The 19,455-nt window shown below is 67.5% G+C and carries 16 protein-coding genes; 8 read left to right on the top strand and 8 right to left on the bottom strand.

Annotated elements, in window-relative coordinates; genetic code table 11:
* Positions 1-2: 2 nt before the first annotated feature.
* The 3 genes from AB0C26_RS39215 to AB0C26_RS39205 all read right to left on the bottom strand — a co-directional run bounded on the left by AB0C26_RS39215 (position 3) and on the right by AB0C26_RS39205 (position 3,177).
* Positions 3-905: a carbohydrate ABC transporter permease gene (locus AB0C26_RS39215; protein WP_360258317.1), complete on the bottom strand. Its 903-nt coding sequence runs from the start codon at positions 903-905 to the stop codon at positions 3-5.
* A 2-nt stretch (positions 906-907) separates the two neighbouring features.
* On the bottom strand, positions 908-1,792 hold the full coding sequence (locus tag AB0C26_RS39210) for a sugar ABC transporter permease (protein ID WP_360258315.1): 885 nt from the start codon (positions 1,790-1,792) through the stop codon (positions 908-910).
* 62 nt (positions 1,793-1,854) lie between these two features.
* On the bottom strand, positions 1,855-3,177 hold the full coding sequence (locus AB0C26_RS39205) for an extracellular solute-binding protein (protein WP_360258313.1): 1,323 nt from the start codon (positions 3,175-3,177) through the stop codon (positions 1,855-1,857).
* A 227-nt stretch (positions 3,178-3,404) separates the two neighbouring features.
* On the opposite strand from AB0C26_RS39205, the gene AB0C26_RS39200 reads away from it, so the two are divergent.
* The 8 genes from AB0C26_RS39200 (at position 3,405) to AB0C26_RS39165 (ending at position 11,866) form a co-directional block, all read left to right on the top strand.
* Positions 3,405-4,403, top strand: a complete 999-nt coding sequence (locus AB0C26_RS39200) for a LacI family DNA-binding transcriptional regulator (protein WP_360258311.1) — start codon at positions 3,405-3,407, stop codon at positions 4,401-4,403.
* Between the two features lie 73 nt (positions 4,404-4,476).
* A complete protein-coding gene (locus AB0C26_RS39195; protein WP_360258309.1) occupies positions 4,477-5,010 on the top strand; it encodes a hypothetical protein in 534 nt (177 codons plus the stop codon).
* Between the two features lie 19 nt (positions 5,011-5,029).
* Positions 5,030-5,797, top strand: a complete 768-nt coding sequence (locus AB0C26_RS39190; protein WP_360258307.1) for an IclR family transcriptional regulator — start codon at positions 5,030-5,032, stop codon at positions 5,795-5,797.
* Between the two features lie 85 nt (positions 5,798-5,882).
* Complete coding sequence (locus tag AB0C26_RS39185; protein ID WP_360258305.1) at positions 5,883-6,827, top strand: PDR/VanB family oxidoreductase; 945 nt, start codon at positions 5,883-5,885, stop codon at positions 6,825-6,827.
* Positions 6,828-6,835: 8 nt separating this feature from the next.
* Positions 6,836-8,023 (top strand): cytochrome P450, encoded by a 1,188-nt coding sequence (locus AB0C26_RS39180; RefSeq protein ID WP_360258303.1) that lies wholly within the window; start codon positions 6,836-6,838, stop codon positions 8,021-8,023.
* Positions 8,024-8,028: 5 nt separating this feature from the next.
* Entirely contained in the window at positions 8,029-9,147 is a 1,119-nt protein-coding gene (locus AB0C26_RS39175) for an S-(hydroxymethyl)mycothiol dehydrogenase (protein WP_360258299.1), read from the top strand.
* On the top strand, positions 9,144-9,773 hold the full coding sequence (locus AB0C26_RS39170) for an MBL fold metallo-hydrolase (RefSeq protein ID WP_360258297.1): 630 nt from the start codon (positions 9,144-9,146) through the stop codon (positions 9,771-9,773). Before AB0C26_RS39175 ends, AB0C26_RS39170 begins: the two co-directional genes overlap by 4 nt.
* A 215-nt stretch (positions 9,774-9,988) precedes the next feature.
* Entirely contained in the window at positions 9,989-11,866 is a 1,878-nt protein-coding gene (locus AB0C26_RS39165) for an adenylyl cyclase (RefSeq protein WP_360258295.1), read from the top strand.
* A gap of 574 nt (positions 11,867-12,440) precedes the next feature.
* On the opposite strand, the gene AB0C26_RS39160 is transcribed toward AB0C26_RS39165, so the two are convergent.
* The 5 genes from AB0C26_RS39160 to AB0C26_RS39140 all read right to left on the bottom strand — a co-directional run bounded on the left by AB0C26_RS39160 (position 12,441) and on the right by AB0C26_RS39140 (position 19,342).
* Positions 12,441-13,322: a hypothetical protein gene (locus AB0C26_RS39160; RefSeq protein WP_360258292.1), complete on the bottom strand. Its 882-nt coding sequence runs from the start codon at positions 13,320-13,322 to the stop codon at positions 12,441-12,443.
* A 216-nt stretch (positions 13,323-13,538) separates the two neighbouring features.
* Positions 13,539-14,405, bottom strand: coding sequence for a hypothetical protein (locus tag AB0C26_RS39155; protein WP_360258290.1), 867 nt, complete (start codon positions 14,403-14,405; stop codon positions 13,539-13,541).
* Positions 14,406-14,694: 289 nt separating this feature from the next.
* Positions 14,695-16,893: a DUF262 domain-containing protein gene (locus tag AB0C26_RS39150; protein WP_360258287.1), complete on the bottom strand. Its 2,199-nt coding sequence runs from the start codon at positions 16,891-16,893 to the stop codon at positions 14,695-14,697.
* 49 nt (positions 16,894-16,942) lie between these two features.
* Positions 16,943-17,368, bottom strand: a complete 426-nt coding sequence (locus AB0C26_RS39145; protein ID WP_360258284.1) for a hypothetical protein — start codon at positions 17,366-17,368, stop codon at positions 16,943-16,945.
* Positions 17,369-18,070: 702 nt separating this feature from the next.
* Positions 18,071-19,342, bottom strand: a complete 1,272-nt coding sequence (locus AB0C26_RS39140; protein ID WP_360258282.1) for a site-specific integrase — start codon at positions 19,340-19,342, stop codon at positions 18,071-18,073.
* Between the last annotated feature and the right edge of the window lie 113 nt (positions 19,343-19,455).

Here is a 19,455-nt window from a genome sequence, read left to right as displayed (position 1 = left end):
GTCTAGCCTTTCACCGCGCCGGCCGACAGACCGCGCATGACCCGCTGGTTGAGGAACAGGTAGATCGCCAGGATCAGCAGCACGTTGATACAGATGGCGGCGAACGTCGGCCCGTACTCGACCGTGCCGAACTGCCCGGTGAAGTTGAGCAAGCCGACCTGCACGGTGCGCTGGGCATCGTCGGTGGTGAAGGTCAGTGCGATGAGCAGGTCGTTCCAGAGGAAGAAGAACTGCACCAGCGCGATGGTCAGCACCGAGTTGCGCATCATCGGGAACGCGACCGATACGAACGACCGGATCACGCTCGCGCCGTCGATCGTCGCGGCCTCGAAGACCTCGCGCGGGACGGCTCGGAAGTAGGTGGCCATCATGAAGACGGTCAACGGCAGACCGGTCGCCGTGTACGTGATGATCAGGGGCCACAGGGTGCCGGTCAGATGCAGCTTGAAGTAGACCGTGAACAGCGGCAGCAGGATCATCTGGCCCGGGATCATGATGCCGGCCAGGAACAGCAGCAGCGTGGTGCGGCGGCCGCGCCAGACCAGGATTTCCAGGGCGAACCCGGCCGCGGTGCCGAACGCGACGATCAGTGCGAGCGCCGGCAGCACGGTGAGCAGGGAGTTGCGCAGGTAAAGCGCGACCGAGGACCACGCCTGCGAGTAGTTGTCGAAGTTGGTGAAGCTGTCCGGCAGGGCCGTGGTCGAGGAGTTCAGGAATTCGCTCTGGGTCTTGAAGGAACCCAGCAGCAGCCAGATGAGCGGGTAGACGACCAGGATCAGCAGGACCGCGACGGCGGCGTAGCCGGGCAGGCGGCGCAGGAAGCGGGAGGCCTTGCGCGCACCACGACTGCGGGAGGTGCGGGGCGCGCCGATGCGGTTGGCGCGTTGTTCGGTGATGAGTGCCATGTCTACCCCTGCGCCAGGTCGCGGCGGGTCGCGCGGAAGATGAAGACGGTGACCAGCAGGCACAGCACGGTCAGCGTGAGCGCGATCGTGGACCCGTACCCGTAATCGCCGAAGGCGAATGAGGTCTGGAACATGTACAGCGTCAGCGGCGAGGTCGAGCTGCCGGGCCCGCCGCCGGTCAAGGCGTAGATCGAGTCGAACGCCTTGAGCGTGCCGTTGATGCTGAAGACCAGCGACGAGACCAGCACGGGCATCGACAGCGGGATGATGATGCTGCGGATCAGCCGCCACGTGGTCGCGCCGTCGATGGCGGCGGCTTCCATCAGCTCGTCGGGGATGTCGAGCAGGCCGGCGTAGAGCAGGATCGCGTAGAAGCCCATCGAGCGCCAGATGTCCATGAGCGCGATGACCAGGAACGCCTTGCCGGGGGTGCTGAAGAAGTCGACGGCGGAGAAGCCGAGGGCTTGCAGGAGCGCGTTGACCGGGCCGGTCTGCGGTGCCACCTCGAAGAACTTCTGGAACAGCAGCGCCACGGCGACGGTCGGCAGAACGACCGGGAAGAACACGAGGGTGCGGATCAGCCCGCCGGCGCGGCGCAGGAAGAACACGTACAGCAGCGAGAGCAGGTAGCCGACCAGCACCTGGCCGACGGTGATGACCAAGGCGTACTTGATGGTGAACCACAGCGCGCCGGGTAGGGCCGGGTCGTTGAAGAGCTTGCTGAAGTTGTCCAGCCCGGTGAAGGTGAATCCGGAGATGACGCTGCCGGTGAAGAAGGTGTACCCGAGCGACCACAGCATCGGGACCAGCATCACCAGGGAGTAGACCAGCAGGGCCGGTCCGAGCAGGATGGCGACCGACTTCCGGTCACCCAGAACGCTGTGCATGAATGTCCTTCTTTCGATGGCGCGCGGTGGCCGCCCGGAGGGGCGGCCACCGCCGAGCCCACTCAGCCGAGGTTGGTGCTGACGGTCTGCATGAACTTCTCGCCGGACAGCTGGCCGCCGCCGAGCAGTCCGCCGTTGTTCTGGCTCACCGTGGTGGCCTTGGCCGAGAAATAGCCCTCGAACCACAGGACGCTCGTCTTGATGTTGCCGATCTCGGTCTGGATCTGCTGGGTCAGCGCCGGGACCTTGACGCTCGCGTCGGTCTTGAAGCCGGTGATCTGGCTGGAGTCGCGCAGCGCCACGGTGCCGTAGTTGGCGATGATGCACTTGACCCAGGCCTGGGTGTTCTTGTCGTTGTCGTACGCCTTCTTGGAGACCGCGACCGCCGTGCCGACGTTGGCCGGGACCTGGTCGGCGGCGCCGGCGCCGCCGGCGACGGTCGGGAAGTTCATGAAGCCGATGTTGTCGGCGCCGATCGTGGCCTGCTTCGGGTCGTTGAAGACCGACAGCGCCCACGAGCCCATGTAGATGAACGCGGCCTTGCCGGTGGCGAAGGTGTTCAGCGCCGTGGCGTAGTCGATGGAGGTCGGCGACTTGCCGAAGTAGCCGGCCTTACCGAGGTCGGCGATCGCCTGCGCGGCCGCGACGTACTGCGGGTCGGTCAGCTTGGCCTGGCCGTCCTTGACCTTCTGCAGCGCGTCGGGGCCCTGCTGGCGCAGGATGTAGTTGCCGACCCAGCGGGTGATGCCCCAGCCGTCGCCGCCCTTGCCGGCGTTCGAGACGGGCTGAATGTTGGCCGCCTTGAGCTTGGCGAAGGCCGCGACCAGTTCTTCCCAGGTCTTCGGGACGGCGATCCCGTTGTCCTGCAGGATTTTCTTGTTGTACCAGATGCCCTCGATGTTGAGCTCGGTCGGCAGCACGAGCTGCTTGCCGTCGTAGAGCTTCTCGATGGTCGACGTTGCGGCAGGCAGGATGTCGCCGGAGACGCCGGCCGACTGCGCGGCCGCGCCGGCGTCGAGGACCGAGCCGTTGTCGTACAGCTGCTTGGTCAGCGCGGGCGCGTTGGCCGCGATGAAGCTTTGCGGCAGGGCGCCCTGCCCGGCGAGCAACTGCAGTTGCTGGTCGAGGCTGCCCTGGGCCTGCTTCTTGATCTCCAGCGGCTGGGCCTTGTTCTCGGTGGCGCACGTCGACGTGCTCAAGGTCGTGAGCGTGGTCGGGATCGTGGTGTTCTCGTTGATCGACAGGAACGAGAAGCTCTTGGCTGAGGAACCGCCGCCGCTGTCGCTGTCGCCGCCACCGCAGGCGGACAGGGATAGGACGAGGGCGACGGCGCCGGCCGTCACCGCGTACGTGGGTCGTGCAAGCCGTCGGAAGGTGTGCGCCACGGGGAGTCTCCTTGGTGACCGCCGATTGAAACGTCTAAGAGGCGTTGAAGCGTCTAAAGAGTGAGCCCGGCTACAACCTCCGTCAAGAAGATCACGCTGATAACCGGTATTTGATCTCTCGGAAACAAGATCCTGACCTGCGGAAACTGTCATTGTAACGGTTCAATAACCCGGCGCGGCGGGGTGGAGAAGATCCACTGGCCGGACCATGACGTACGCTCGGCGCCGTGGCGAGGATCGAGGACGTCGCCCGTCAGGCGGGCGTGTCGGTCGGCACGGTCAGCAACGTGCTCAACCGCCCCGACGTGGTGGCGCCGGCCACGCGCGAGCGGGTCACCGCGGCCATCGCCAGCCTCGGTTACGTTCTCCACGAACCCGCGCGGGCGCTCAAAGCCGGCCGCAGCCGTACGGTCGGGTTGATCGTCCCGGACATCGCGAACCCGTTCTTCGCCGATGTCGCCCGCGGCGCTGAGCGGGTGGCCGATCGCCACGACGTGATCGTGACCCTGTACAACAGCGCCGAATCCGCCGACCGGGAACTGCGCCACTTCGGCCGCCTGGAAGAGCAGCGCGCTCAAGGTGTGCTGGTCACGCCGGTCGGCGGAGCCGTCAAGATGCTCGAGGCCGTCCGCCGCCGAGGCACCCCGGTCGTTCTGATCGACCGGGGCTCGAAACAGGCGGCCGTGTGCTCAGTCGCGGTCGACAATCAAGCCGGCGGGCGGCTCGCCGCCGCGCATCTGCTGGCGCTGGGCCATCGCCGGCTCGCCTTCGCCGGCGGGCCGCTGGCCCTCGGACAGGTGGCCGACCGCCTGGCCGGCGCACGCCGTGAAGCCGACGCCGCCGGTGCGACTCTCGAAGTGCTGGAGACGTCGCGGCTCGACGTCGCGGCCGGCCGGACCGTCGGCGCCGCGCTGGCTGCGCGGTCATCCGCCAAGCGGCCCACCGCAGTGTTCTGTGGCAATGATCTGGTCGCGCTCGGCGTTCTTCAGGCAGTGACCCGTGACGGGCTGCGCCTTCCCGACGATCTGGCCGTAGTGGGCTATGACGACATCGCGTACGCGGCCGCCGCGGCCGTGCCGCTCACCTCCATCCGCCAGCCCCGGCAGCGCCTGGGTCAGGTCGCCGCCGACCTGCTCTTCGACGAGATCGACCGGGGCGCCGACCATAGCCACCAGCAGATCGTCTTCGACCCTGAGCTGATCGTCCGGCAGTCCACCACGGGCTGACCGCAGCGTCCCGTGGCGCGCCTCATAATGGGCACGCCGGTTGACCGGCAACTTCTGCGGGTAGCGTGAGCTGGTGTTCTCCTCACCGCAGGCGTCCGGCGGGGGGCTCGCGTACGCGGAACGCCGCCGGTACAACGGTGATCAGTCCGCACATGCTCACCGCCTCGTCGAGATCGCCGTCGCGATCGGTGGCGAAGGAATGCACCGATCGCTGGCCGGCCTGCGGCAGGTGTCAGCCGGAGATGTGACTCTGGCGTGGCCCGGCGTGCGACAGGAATACCAGCAGTGCGAGGACCTCGAGATCTACCACGGCTACTTCCCCGTGGATCTGCTCAACCGCGAGTTGTTCTGGGTGCGCCATGACGCCCTGCTGGGTGGCCTTCTCTGGACAGCGCCGGCCTCGATGCGGCAACGCGACTTCGTGTCCGCACGCCTTGGCGGCCCCGCGCTTCAGGAATGCGTGACCCATCTCGACGGCGTCGCCGACCTGCGGCGCGAAGTGCCCGCCACACACCGGGCGGCCTCGGCCGGTCGGCTTCTGCTTCTCCTGGGAAACGTCGCCCGGGCCAACTCTGGTTCCAGCGCCGACCGTTCTCGGGCTCATTGACGGGCCACAGCGTGTCAGCATGGGCGTTGTGGACAGCGGCAACCGGCCCCGGGGCGAGCCGGTGCTCGCCCGCGCCGCGCGTATCTTGCAGGCCTTCACCCCGGAGGAGCCGGAGCTGTCGGTTTCGGAGATCGGCCGCCGGGCCCGGCTGCACGTCGCCACCGCATCCCGTCTGATCGCCGCCCTCGTCGAGCAAGGACTGCTGGCCCGCGCCGCGAACGGCAAGGTGCGCATCGGCGTAAGGCTGTGGGAACTGGCCCAGCGCGCCTCGCCGACCCTGGGGCTGCGGGAGGCGGCCATGCCGTTCCTCGAGGACCTGCACGCGGTCATCGGGCACCATGTGCAGCTCGGCGTGCTCGACGGTGGCGAGGTTTTGTTCGTCGAGCGGCTCTCCGCCCGTGATGCGGTGATCAACGTGACCCGGATCGCCGGGCGGCTGCCGTTGCACGCCTCGTCGGCGGGCCTGGTGCTTCTCGCATACGCGCCCCATGAACTGCAGGAGCAGGTAATCGCTGGACCGCTGCCCGCGTTCACGCCCGAGACGATCACGGCGCCGGGACGGCTGCGCCGCGTGCTCGACGGCATCCGGCGGCAGGGGCACGTCGTCTCCAGCGGGCACATCCACGCCGACGCCTCCGGGGTCGCCGTCCCGGTGCGCGCGAGCCCCGACCCGGCGAGCTCGGTGGTGGCCGGCCTGTCGGCGATCGTGCCCAACGACGGTCGGGCGCCGCAGCTGCTGCCCGCGTTGCTGGCCGCCGCCCGTGGCATCGCCCGTCATCTTCGGTGAATTCGTCTCTCGTTGAGTGAGAAGCCCGCTGTGTCCGCTGTGACCGGGGTCGCATTCTGGCGGCCTCATGTCACAGGAGGTTCACGTGGCGGAAACACGAACTCTGCGCATCGTCGGCAAAGAGCCGATTGCCGACGGTGTGGTGGCGCTGACCCTGGCCGACCCGGCCGGCGCACGTCTCCCCGATTGGACGCCCGGCGCGCACATCGACCTGTTTCTTCCCAGTGGCATGGTGCGCCAGTACTCGCTGTGCGGCGACCGCTGGGACCCGTTCACCTACCGGATCGCAGTGCTGCGGGAGGCGGACGGGCGCGGCGGATCCGCGTACGTCCATGATGTTCTGGATGTGGGTGAGGCCGTAGGCCTCGGCGGCCCACGCAACAACTTCCCGCTCGTTCCCGCGCAGCACTATCTGTTCGTCGCCGGCGGCATCGGGATCACACCGCTGCTGCCGATGATCCATCAGGCCGATCTGCTCGGCGCCGACTGGAGTCTTCTCTACGGCGGGCGCAGCGCCGCCAGCATCGCGTTCCGCGACGACCTCATCCGGTACGGCGACCGCGTCCAGATCCGGCCGCAGGACCAGTACGGGCTGCTCGATCTGCCCACGTTCATCGCCGGCCACCAACCGGGCACGCGCGTCTACTGTTGCGGGCCGGCTCCGCTGCTGGCCGCGGTCGAGCAGGCGTGCGCGGATCTGCCGCCGCACACCCTGCGCACTGAACGGTTCGTGGCCGCCGAAGGAAGCACGGCGGTGCGCAGCACGCCGTTCGAGGTCGAGTTGGCCCGTACGGGAACGGTGCTGACCGTGCCCGCGGAGTCCTCCGTGCTCGACGTGATCACCGCGGCCGGCGCCGACGTGCTGTCCTCCTGCCGCCAAGGGGTGTGCGGCACCTGCGAGGCGATCGTTCTCGCGGGCGAGCCGGACCACCGCGACAGCGTCCTCGACGACGCCGAACGCGCCGCCGGCACCTGCATGTTCGTCTGCGTCTCCCGATCTCGCACCGACCGCCTCGTCCTCGACCTCTAGGAGTAGCCATGAGCCTGCCGGTCAGCGACGCCGACCCGTTCGACCACGAGAACCTCGAAGACCCGGGACCCATGCACGAGAAGCTGCGCGAGGCCGGCCCGGTCGTCCACCTCACCCGCTACGACACCTACGCCCTGGCCCGCTACGAGCACGTGTACGCCGCCCTCACCGACTGGCAGCGCTTCGAATCCGGCGCCGGCGTCGGACTGAGCAACTTCCGTACCGAAAAACCGTGGCGCCCGCCCAGCCTGTTGCTGGAAGCCGACCCGCCCCGGCACGACGCCCCGCGCCGCGTCCTGTCCAAGATCGTCGGTCCCCGGTCACTGCACCGACTGCGCGAGCGGTGGGCCGCCGAAGCCGCCGAGCTCGTGGACCGGGTTCTCGCGCAGGGCGACACCGCCGACGCGGTGCCGGCTCTGGCCGAGGCCTTCCCGCTGCGGGTCTTCCCGGACGCCGTGGGCATTCCCGCCGAGGGTAGGGAGAGTTTGCTGCCGTACGGCGATCATCTGTTCAACGCCTTCGGGCCGTCCAACGACCTGGTCGCCAACGGCATCCCACGGGTCGCCGAGTTGTCGGCCTGGGTCAACGCGCAGTGCGCCCGTGACATGCTCACCCCGGATGGATTCGGCGCCGCCATCTGGGCCGCCGCCGACCGCGGGGAACTCACGCCGGAGCAGGCGCCGCTGGTGGTGCGATCGCTGCTGTCCGCCGGGGTCGACACCACCGTGCACGGCCTGTCCGCCGTGCTTTACGCCTTCGCCACCAACCCCGCCCAGTGGCAGCGTCTGCGCGAGCAGCCGGCGCTGGCCCGAGTCGCCTTCGACGAGGCGGTGCGCTGGGAATCGCCGGTGCAAACCTTCTTCCGGACCGCCACCACCGACGTCACCGTCGGCGACAGCGTCATCCCGGACAGAGCGAAGATCCTGATGTTCCTCGGCGCCGCCAACCGCGACCCACGCCGCTGGGACGGCCCCGACCACTTCGACCTGACCCGCGACCCGTCCGGCCACGTGGGCTTCGGCATGGGCATCCACCAGTGCGTGGGCCAGCACATCGCCCGCCTGGAGGCTGAGTCGCTGGTGACCGCCCTGGCCCGCCGTGTCGCCCGGCTGGAACTCGCCGGGCCCGTGCGCCGCCACCACAACAACACGTTGCGCGCCTGGCGCAGCATCCCCCTGCACCTACACCGGAGTTGAAGCACATGCAGCAAGTGAAAGCGGTCATCGCGCGCGCCAAAGGAGCGCCGGTCGAGCTCGTGACGATCAACGTGCCCGATCCCGGCCCCGGCGAGGCCGTGGTGAAGATCCAGTCGTGCGGTGTCTGCCACACCGACCTGCACTACCGCGACGGTGGCATCAACGACGAGTTCCCGTTCCTGCTGGGCCACGAGGCAGCCGGTGTGGTCGAGTCGATCGGCGCCGGCGCCGGCGCCGGCGTCACCGGCATCGTGCCGGGCGACTTCGTGGTGCTGAACTGGCGGGCCGTCTGCGGCGAGTGCCGCGCCTGCAAGCGCGGCCAGCCGCAGTACTGCTTCCAGACACACAACGCGAAGCAGAAGATGACCCTGCAAGACGGAACCGAGCTGTCGCCGGCGCTGGGCATCGGCGCGTTCGCCGAGAAGACCCTGGTCGCGGCCGGACAATGCACCAAGGTCGACCCGTCCGCGCGGCCCGCCGCCGTCGGCCTGCTCGGCTGCGGCGTGATGGCCGGCATCGGCGCCGCGATCAACACCGGCGGCGTGACCCGCGGCAGATCGGTCGCAGTGATCGGCTGTGGGGGAGTGGGCGTCGCGGCAGTCGCCGGTGCCGCCCTGGCCGGCGCCAGCCCGATCATCGCCGTCGACATCGACCCGGCGAAGCTGGAGGCGGCCCGCAAGCTCGGCGCCACCCACCTCGTCGACTCGTCACAGACCGATCCAGTCGCGGAGATCAAGCGCATCGCGGCCGCGACGTACGAGGGTGCCGACGGCGCCGACGTGGTCATCGAGGCGGTGGGCCGGCCGGACACGTGGAAACAAGCCTTCTACGCCCGTGACCTGGCCGGCGTGCTGGTGCTGGTGGGCGTGCCGACGCCCGAGATGAAGGTGCCTGAGCTGCCGCTGATCGACGTGTTCGGCCGCGGCGGCGCGCTCAAGTCCAGTTGGTACGGCGACTGCCTGCCCAGCCGCGACTTCCCGATGCTGGTCGACCTCTACCGGCAGGGCCGCCTCGACCTCGACGCGTTCGTCACCGAGGAGATCGGGATGGCGGATGTCGAGGCCGCGTTCACCAGCATGCGCGGTGGCGGCACCCCGGTGCTGCGCTCGGTGGTCGTCCTGTGAGCCACGTCGATCACGCCGTCGTCTCGGGCACGTTCAGCCTCGACGGACAGGCCTTCGCCGTCGACAACAACATCTGGGTGGTCGGGAACGACGCCGAATGCGTCGTCATCGACGCCCCGCACGACGAGGACGCCATCCTGAAGGTGGTCGGCTCCCGCACGGTAGTGGCAATCATCTGCACACACGCCCACGACGACCACGTGCGAGCCGCTCCGGCCCTGCGCGATCGAACCGGCGCCCCGATCCTGCTGCACCCCGATGACCGGCCGCTGTGGGAACTCACCCACGGCCAGACGGTGACCTGGGACGCCGACCTTGCCGACGGGGCGGTCATCCAGGTGGGTGGCACGGCGCTGACCGTGCTGCACACGCCGGGGCACGCGCCCGGCGCGGTCTGCCTCTACGCGAGCGAACTGGGATGTGTCTTCACCGGGGACACCTTGTTTCAGGGCGGACCAGGGGCGACCGGCCGCTCGTACTCGGACGCGGATCAGATCGTCGAGTCCATCACGGCGAAGCTGCTCGTCCTGCCGGACGACACCGTGGTGCACACCGGCCACGGCGCCGACACCACCATCGAGTCCGAACGGCGCCGACTCGGGCGCTCAACCGAGCGCCAGCAGTGAAGGCGACGACCTTCATTTATTAACACGACGGATACATCGCATACACAATTTCGTCTTCTCCGCGGCTTGCCCCCTGAGGCACGGTCACGGCACCCCCGCGCGCCATCCCCAACCACAGCCACCCTGGTCGGCGCGCCGAGCTGAGGAGAACCGTGCGAACAGACAGACCAACAGGCGCTGCCTCACTGGCAGCCGGGCGATCCACCACGAGGCGGGTGTGGAGTCTCTCGCTCGCCATCCTCGGACCCGTCAGCACTCTCGCGGTTGCCGTCCCCGCTTCAGCGGCACCGGCCTCGTCGAGTGTCGACTTCGGTCCGAACGTCAAGATCTTCGACGCCAGTACGCCGGTCGCTGACATCAACGCCTACCTGCAGAGCATCTCGGCCGAGCCGGAGTTCAGCACCAACCGGCACGCGGTGTATTTCAAGCCCGGTACCTACGGCAGCGCCGCCGGCCAGAACGACCCGGCGACCGCCACCGGCATCGTCAACAGCGAGGTCGGCTACTACACCTCGATCGCCGGACTGGGTACCTCGCCCACCAGCGTCAAGATCAACGGATCGTTGCACTCCGAGCCACGTCAGAACGCCGACGGGTCCTCCGACGGCCTGACGAACTTCTACCGGTCGCTGGCCAACATCTCGGTCAACCCGATCCAGCGGCCGGTGGGTGCCGACGCTCAACGAGCCAGGCCGGAAGGCGTCGCGCCGGCACACACCATGCGGTGGGCGACCTCTCAGGCATCGTCGCTGCGCCGGGTCGACATCAAGGGCAACCTGGACCTCAACGGTGCCTACGGAGCCACACTCTTCGGCACCGAAATGGCCGACAGCCGCATCACCGGCAGCGTCAACAGCGGCGGCAACGCCGGACCGGGCCAAGCCCAGTACTACGTGCGCGACAGCCAGATCGGCAACTGGAACGGCGGCTCAGCCAACCTGGTCTTCTCCGGCGTACAGGGTGCCCCAGCCGGCGACTTCAACGGCCGCGGCATCACCACCCTGGCGACCACCCCCACCTCCAGGTCCGCCCCATTCCTGACCATGAGCGGCGACGCCTACTCGGTCTTCGTGCCGAAGGCACGCACCAACGCCTCCGGTGCCAACTGGGCGACCGACAGCACAGCCGGCATCAGCATCCCGATCTCCCGATTCCACATCGCCAAAGCAGGCACCGACACCGCAACGACAATCAACACAGCGCTGGCCGCCGGCAAACACCTCATCCTGACGCCGGGCATCTACCGCCTCAACGCACCGATCAAGGTGACCCGGCCCGACACGGTCGTCATGGGCATGGGCTACGCGACGCTGGCACCCACCGGCGGGCAGGCCGCGATCGAAGTCGGTGACGTCAAGGGCGTCGTCATCTCCAGTCTGCTCGTCGACGCCGGCCCCGGCTCCAACGTCCTGGTCAAGGTCGGCACGGGCAACGCCAACAACCTCGGCGACGCCACGAACCCCACGACGCTCAGCGACCTGTTCATTCGGATCGGAGGCGCCCAAGCCGGTTCCAGCAAGACCGCACTGCAGGTCAACCAAAGCAAAGTCATCCTCGACGACAACTGGATCTGGCGCGCCGACCACGGCACCGGCGTGGGCTGGACCAGCAACACCAGCGACACCGGACTCGTCGTCAACGGCACGGACGTGACCGCCCTCGGCCTGTTCGTCGAGCACCACCAGAAGAACCAGGTCATCTGGAACGGCGAGCGCGGCACCACAGTCTTCTACCAAAGTGAGTTCCCGTACGACCCGCCGAACCAGGCCGCATGGAGGGACGGAACCAATGAGGGTTACACCTCTTACAAGGTCTCGCCCAGCGTGACGACCCACTCCGCCACCGGCACGGCCATCTACACGCTGTTCCTCGACTCCACCTTCGCCGGCGCACCGGCACACGCTTGGACCTCAATCGAGGCACCCCAGCGCCCCAGCGTCCGATTCAAATCGATGACGACCGCAGTGATCGCTCTGGGAGGCGGCATCCGGCACATCGTCAACGACACCGGCGCCGCCGTGGACTCGACCCAGCCCAACCAGGTGGTCCCCGGCTTCACGGCATCCGCCCGGTTGGCGTCATACCCCCACTGATCACCTGACCGAGCGCTGACCGAGGCATGGCGACGCACGATGGTCACCGACCGCTCACGGGTCGGTGACCATCCCCGGAAACCCTCTCGGGTCGGCGAGCCTTTGACAACGGTCCGCCTCTGCCGCCGGAGTCGCGAGGTCAGCTCAAACTTCGCCGGTGGCCCGGATTCGCGTCGGCGGGTGATGGCGGTCAGGCAGGGCGAGGGTGCGGCTCGTAGCGCTGTTCGATCGTAGTCGGCAAAGAGCCTCGATCGTCGCCGCCGCCGATCTCACCGCGACCGCAGTCGATTCGCATGCCAGCCTGCTGCTCGGCTAGGGCACGGGCGAGCCTTCCGTGCCGTGGACGTCGATGACCCCCCACACCCCGAGCGTCGCCGCGATCTGCCGTTCCGAGGCACGCACTCAAGACATCGCGATCCTTCCACCTGCCCCACTAGCGTGCGCAACCGGCGGCGCGGACGGAGACGCCGAATATGAACCGGTACTCGTAGCGCGGCGGCCGGTCGCTGCACTGAACAGCGCGCAACGGCCAGCCTCCGACGGCTTAGCACCGGTCGGGCACGAGCAGAAACCCTCAGCCGCTTGGCCGTCCAAGAGGTGAGCCGCCGGCCTTCCGGCTGACCGCGGTGACCCGGCGGATGATGTACGTGGCAACCCGCGAGGTATGGCGCTCACCCTGCTCAAGCCAGTCAACAAGCTCGTCGGCTGTGGGCAGATCCTGGATTTGCATCTCCAGATCGCGCAGCGTGCTCGCAGCTTCGGACGCTTCACCGCCTGCGAAGGCAGCGCTGTCCTCGACCGCGCGAAGCTCCTTGACGATCTGCGCCGCTGTCGTACGCACGCTCTCGCCGGGATCCTCGATACTGCGAGCCAATTCGGCGGTGATGTCGCTGAACCGCTGACGGAAGATCTCCGCCTCCCGCGCCAGATACATCTCGACGAGTTCATCGTCCGTAATCGCACGCGTCGACGCGCCGGCCCGAGTGACCCGCATCCCGTCCCGCGTATAGTGCGGCGCCCGCGTCGGCCACACTTCAAGCCGAAGGAACGGCGCCGTGGTATCGACACCCTCCTCGATGATCCGCAGCCCAACAGGGATGGGATAAGTCTCCGCCGCGGTGCTCTGAATACTCTGCCGCGCCTTCTCGATCGACGCCCGCCGCGCCTTCGAGTCATTCATCCCGGTCAGCCCGATCACCTCGCCACGGACCACCCCGGTCAGCTCGTCGGCGACTTCCTTCACACCGACCAGGATCGTGACGTAGCCGCTGGCGATGCGCTCGAGCACGACGGCATTGGCGGCCGCGACCAAAACCTTGCCCTTGACCGCGTCGGCCTTCTCCTTGAACTCGAACCGGTCGGACTCGCCCTCGGACGCGAGCAGCTCCCGCGCCTCGGCGCTGACGTCCTGGTAGCGCAGGCGCCGGGCGGGAGGACGGACTTCAGGGTCAGACATCGGTGAATTATGCCTGGGCAAGACGAGATTCCCGGCGCACAGGTCGCACCCCGGGTGTAGTCCCCGGCCGAGGTGCACACCAGCGTCGGCTGAACCGCTCGGCCTCGAAGCGCAGCAAATGACCGGCGAAGCACGTCTGATCGTCTTGCGGGAGCCGATGAGGCCGCGCACCTGCCCATACTGCTTCATTGTCACAGCCAGAGGCATGCCAGTCGCTCAGTCGGAGGTCTTCTCAATCAGGGTGCGGCGCACGCCGGCGTCGATGAGCGCCTGCGCACGGTGCTGGCCGTTGTTGTAGCCATGGGATGAAGGCCACCGCGCGTATGGCCGGATAGTGTCCTCGAACAGCGACAACAAGGCTTCACGTTCCCACTCGGAGAAGGCTTGCACGTCCGGATGGTCTCCGACGTAGGCTGCGGTGTTCTCGAAACTGACCCCTGCCGCACGAGCCTGCCCGGCCAGCCGCACGGCCGTGCGGGACACCGCATGCCAGTCCCCGCCGTGATACCAGCAGCAGCCACGGCCACCGCGGCGAGACACGAGCTGCCGGCCAATGCGACGCCACCATGGCACACCGACCGCCATGCACAGTTTCTCCCGGAACGGCCGCGGACGCGGAAGCAACACCACCAGCGCGAACGCGTACGCCGAATCAGGCTCCGGATCCGGCTCGGCCGGCACGAAACCGTCGCCACGCTCGAGATCAACCGATCCGCCGACCAGCGTGCCGACATCGTCCGCGCTAATAGGCGTCCACCGGGGGCTGCGCAGCGTGTGCTCACCCGGTCCCGGGGTGAACCTCACCAAGGCCAGTCGGCGCCGCTCACCCATGATCATGTGCTGGATCCAAATGGGCGGCGCGGCGTCGTCGGGGAAATACCGGCGCCAGACCGCAGCCGCGCCATCCTCGGCCACGTTCATCAGTGACGCACCGTCGCCGTCGGCGGTCATCTGCGTGGCGAACGCGACTGGGCGGGCACCCGGTGCAGTGAACAGCTGTAGCCGAAACGTCGCCCGATACCGTGCGCCGGCCGGCAGCCGGAACATGTGCTCGTCGCAGATCCGCTGCCGGGGGTAAGCCATCTCGGCCAGCGTCGCAGCACGTCTCGGAGGTACGTCTGTGGACACCCTCGCACCGTAGCGACGGCGACTGGTCTTGGCTATGACGGCCGCCTGCCGGAACCGGCCCGGCGGCGGTGCGGCGCGCTTGCCGAACCGAACGATCGTGTTTCGACACTCGGAGAAGTCACGTCCGTCCCAACCGAGCCCCAGCCTGGACACCGCTTCTCACTGTCTCTTGACACAGAGGGGGCCACATGAGCGAGTTGACCTTGAGCAGCCGTTTGCGGCGTCGGATCCTCGTACGACCTGACTATCCGGGCGGCCGGAAACGGTCGCGCACCGCGCCGAGCGTTTCTCCGCTGGTTTCGATGCGCCAGAATGTCCAGCCGTTCGCTGAGCGTGCTCCGGTTGCTTCCACCGCGGCGCGGGTTGGCGCGGCGTGTTGCTCGCCGCTGGCGATCCGGATTTTGCCGTTTTCGAGCAGCGTGGCGCGGTGCTGTATACGTTGGCGCCGGCCGATTAAGGCCGAGTCGGCCCGGAGCAGGCCAGCCCTCAGAAGGTTCAACAGCGTGACTTTACTTCGTCGGCGGTCGGGTCCAGCTCGTTCCGGGGCCTGGGCGGCGGGTTCGGTGCGCGGCGCGTTGAGGCCGAGGATTTGCGGAGCCCAGATTCGCTGGGCGATTGCCCGGTAGAGCAGGCCGCGTTCCCGGATGAGGTTCTCGATCGGTTCGCCGTCTTGGTAGGCGCGGAACATGTCGGTCAGGCCCTGCTCCTCGATGAAGTCACGGAATCTTGTGTTGCCTCGCTGGTACGACGCAGGATCCAGTGAGGCCGCGAGCCAGTTCGCGGCTCGGTAGGCTCCGGTCTTGTCGCGGAGCAGGCCGCCGCCGAGGCTCGCGTTGTCCGATCCGTCGAGCAGGACGAGCGCACCTATCAGGGCTCTGACGCGCTGGAACGGTGAGCCGGCCGGGTCTGCGGTCTGGTATGCGCCGGATCGTTTCGTGAAGAGATGCTCAACCTCTTGGGGCCGTTTTCGCTCTGGTTCGGCGAGCAGTAGAGGTGTCGGGTCGCCTTTGCCGACCCCGTTCTCCAGCCAGGCGGTGAGCCGAGCCAGCAGATACACGACGAACGGCCGGTTCCTGCTTTCCCGGTAACGGAGTTCGGTCAGCGCCGCGAAGTCGGGCTTCCAGGTCGCGGCCTCGGAACCGAGCAGGTCACGAAGACCTTCTTCCGTTCGCGACTCGCGTACGCCGGGTAACAGTCCATCGACGACACTGTCCAGCTCTGACTGGCTGTAAGAGTCATCGCTGATACCGCGGGTGACCACGAAGAGGTCGACGAAGTTGGCGACGGTGCGCGCCTTGCGCAGAAACGTCGGTGGTGAGTCTTCCGGGCGGACGGCAGCCATGGTGAGGTCGAATTGACGGGTGAGCCCGTTGAGGGCGTTGCACCACACCGCTTCCAGCCGCGGGGTATACACGGTGCGGGCACGAAGCAGATCGGCATAGGGCTGGTGCATGGGTTCCAGCAGTTCGGTGAACAACCGGACCTGTGCGCCCTTTCTGGCTGTGGGCCAGATCGTTTTCTTGTGGGTGCTCAACCACTCGTGCGGGGTTTCGTGCCGTGCCCAGGTCGACTCCTCGGTCGGGTCGACATCGAAGTACTGGGCTCGCAGGACGGCCCGCACGTAATCGAGCGGGGCGTCCTTGTCGATCGCCTCGAGCGTGGCAATCATCGTTTGCCACTGCGTGTCGAGCTTTTCCAGGTCGCCAGGGGCGTCATCGAGGATGAACTCTTTAAGCAGATCGAGCGGGGCGAGCCGTTTGCCTCTGTCGTTCACGGCGATGAACATCGCGTTGCCTCGTCGTGGACTGTCTGCGTCCAGTTCTACGACGGAGACACGATTGAGGATCCACCGGATAAAAGGCAGTATCGCCTCGCCTTGTAACTCGTCACCCAGTTCGCCGCGGAGAGCCTCGACGATGTGCTGCGACGCATGCCACGCGCGTTTTACCTCCGGCCGGACACCGTCAGTGCTGAACGGTTCGTGCTGCAGCAGAGCGTCGAAGCAGGCGCGGTACGTGTCGATCCGAACGGCGAACGTGGGACCGAACCGGTGATCTCCGCGAATCAGCAGGCGTAGCACGGCCTCTTGATCACGGGCGTCGTCACGACCCTCGATCAGCACGTACAGCTGCAGAAGCAGGAGCAAAAGTGTGATCACCCGCTGCTGACCGTCGGCGAGATAGACCTTGTCGTCCTTGGTGTAAACGATGATCGAACCAAGGAAGTAGGTGTCGTATCGGTCGACGTCGGCGTCGCCATCCCGGGGATCCCACTGGGCCAGGAACGCGCCGGACAAGTCCTCGATCAATCGGTCAACTTGGGCCCGTTCCCAGGCGTACGCCCGCTGGTAGGGCTCCACGTGGAAGGACCGCTGGTCGAATAGGGTACGGATCGTGATCCCGCGGGCCTCGACGATCGGCTCGCCGGCTCTCGCCCAGCTCATGAGCGCTCCTCATCTGAATGCGAACCGATGAAAAGGGTTCAGTCGGCTCTTACTCGACGAGGGCTTTCGCCACGACCACCGGCTCGCTGACACCCGACCAGACGAAGCCGGGCCGTAGGACTCGGACCTGTTGGCGCACCCGGGGCTGGCGGTCGCCGTTCGGATCGTGCCTGGACCGGTCGAACTCCTCGGTCTCGCCGATCCGGCCGATCGGCGTGAGCTGACGCGAGCGTGCCCGTTCCCGCAGATGGTCCGCGATGGCCGACGCAGCTTGACCCTCGGCGGCCAGCATCTCGACCGTTGCGACGACCTCGGCCAGCAGAGTCGCCTTCTCCCGTTCCCGTTGCTGCGACCACCCGAGCTGTGCCCGAGCCCCTGAGGTCTCCTCCCTCGCCAGCGTGTCCATGACGTTGTCCGCGTACGCCTGGGTCAACCACGCCTGGCCGCGCTTGCTCACCTTCGCGAGCAGCTTCATAAAGGAGTCCCCCGACGGTGGGTTGACCGGCGACCACTCGTATTGCCACGTGTCCGGCCTCGTGATTCGGGGATGATCTTGAATTGAACTTCGCAGCCGGTTCCATTCCCGGTTGACCTCGTCTGCTGGCACACCGGCTGACTGCAGACTCTGCCTGAGGTCGCCGAGACGAACCGGCCGATCGGCGTCACGGATGAGCGCTACGAAGGTAGCGCCGGGGTCGTTACGAAAGTCCTTGACAAGCACGTTCCCGCCCATCGGCACCCCATCGTAATCGGTCGCTCAACACTGCCCTGGTGAAGATAACCGTCGATATTTTCTGGCCGAGGTGTCCGGAACTCGACAAGCAACCTCCCTATCGACCCGCACTCTCGGTGAGGTAACGAGCACTCAAACTGCCCCGCTCGTTGCGCATGTTGCCGCGCCCGCGCGAAGGCCGGCAGCCCGGCGCGACGCGGCTTTGGGCACACCACGCGAATTTCAGCGACTCCACCGAGCGCGAACATTGACGTGGGACGCAACGGTGGACGGCCTTGCTTCTGGCCTCGTCGACGGCTGGCTGTCCGGAGCGGACAGCGAGTAATCCGTTCCGACGCTCGGCCTGACGGCTGCCGCACGCTGCGGCGCGCCTTGGTGCTTGCGCGCCAGAGCCAGCGGGGATGGCTGGACCGCTCAGCACCTGGGCGGCAAAAAGTTCCCCTTTCAGCCGCGGAGGTCCTGGACCGATGGCTTGCCAGCATCTGAGGGCAGGAGCCGATCTAGGGCCGCCAGCCGAGCAGGCTCGCCGTGGGGGAGCAGGTGTCCGTAGGTGTCGAAGGTCGTTTTGATCGATGCGTGCCCGAGCCGCAACTGGATGGTGTAGAAGTCCCAGCCGGCGGCGATCAGGTACGCGACATGTGAATGACGCAGGTCCTGAAACCGCGGCGCGACGTGCAGTCTGCCCGGGCAGCGGCACGGGGACACCGCTTCGCTTCCTAGCTGACGTGGCCGATGCTGCCCGCATCGTTGGGCTTCGATCACGGCGGGCCGCCAGTAGCGCCGCCGCAGATTGCTCATGTCCCAGGGGCCGCCGTCGGGCGCGGTGAACGCCAGCTCGTCCGCGGCCTTGCCATCGATCTGGACGGCGAGGTCTTCTGTGTGCGAGGACGGCAGCGAGACGGAGCGCCGGGACCGGGTGGTCTTCGGCCCGGCGAATGTACCGTCGCGCAGCAAGACCTGCTCGATGCGTACGGTCGGGACCGGACCACCGAGGTCGACGTCGCGTACGCGCAGGCCCAGTAGTTCGCCCCGGCGCATGCCGGTGGCCAACGCGGTCATGACCAGAGTGCGTATCGACGCTCGGCAGTTGGCGATGAGGATGCCGGCCTCGGTGCCGCTGAGCAGACACGCCTTGTGGGCGAGCTCGCGCGGCAACCCGTTGCCACGACGGCCGGGCAGTCGCTGCAGTGGGTTGTCGGCCCGCAGATGGGGGACCGCGTCACGCATCACCTGGCTCAACACCGTCCAATGCTTCTTCACCCCGGTCGGCATCAACTCCCGGGCCAGGGCGGCCTTCCACGGATCCAGATGTTCGTGCCGGGTGATCTCGTCGACGCGCAGCGCACCGAGATCGTGGGTGACACGGGTCCGCAGGATCCGGGCGTACTCGGCGTGCGTAGCGGGGGAGACGTCGATCTTCAGTTCGAGCCACCGTTCGATCCAGTCCCGCAGCAACGGCGCCCGCCGGCGCCGCACCAACGCCGGGTCGAACGCCGCGTACACCTGGCTACTGGTGACCTTGTGCTGCTGGGCTTCGGCGAACTGCTTGGCAGCGGCTGCTTTCGCGTCCGATGGGCCGCGGAACGTGCAGCACTGCTGGCGGCCCGCGAACCGCCACCGTAGACAGAACGAGGTTCCTCGCTTGGTTACATGTGCCATGCCCCGAGCGTTGCTCGCCCGTCGCTGCCGTCGTATACCGCGTTCGAGGCACGCCACCGGTCCGGCGACCGTGGCGGGTCTGCTGCACCGGCAGGTGACAGATCAAGTCACGCGGCCTGACTGGCCGGTGGGGTCATGATGGTCTCGTAGTCGATAGGGGTCAACCGGGC

Origin of the sequence: Actinoplanes sp. NPDC048796, from assembly GCF_040650035.1 — a bacterium.
Taxonomy (GTDB): domain Bacteria; phylum Actinomycetota; class Actinomycetes; order Mycobacteriales; family Micromonosporaceae; genus Actinoplanes.
This window is presented reverse-complemented; position numbering and strand designations above follow the sequence as displayed.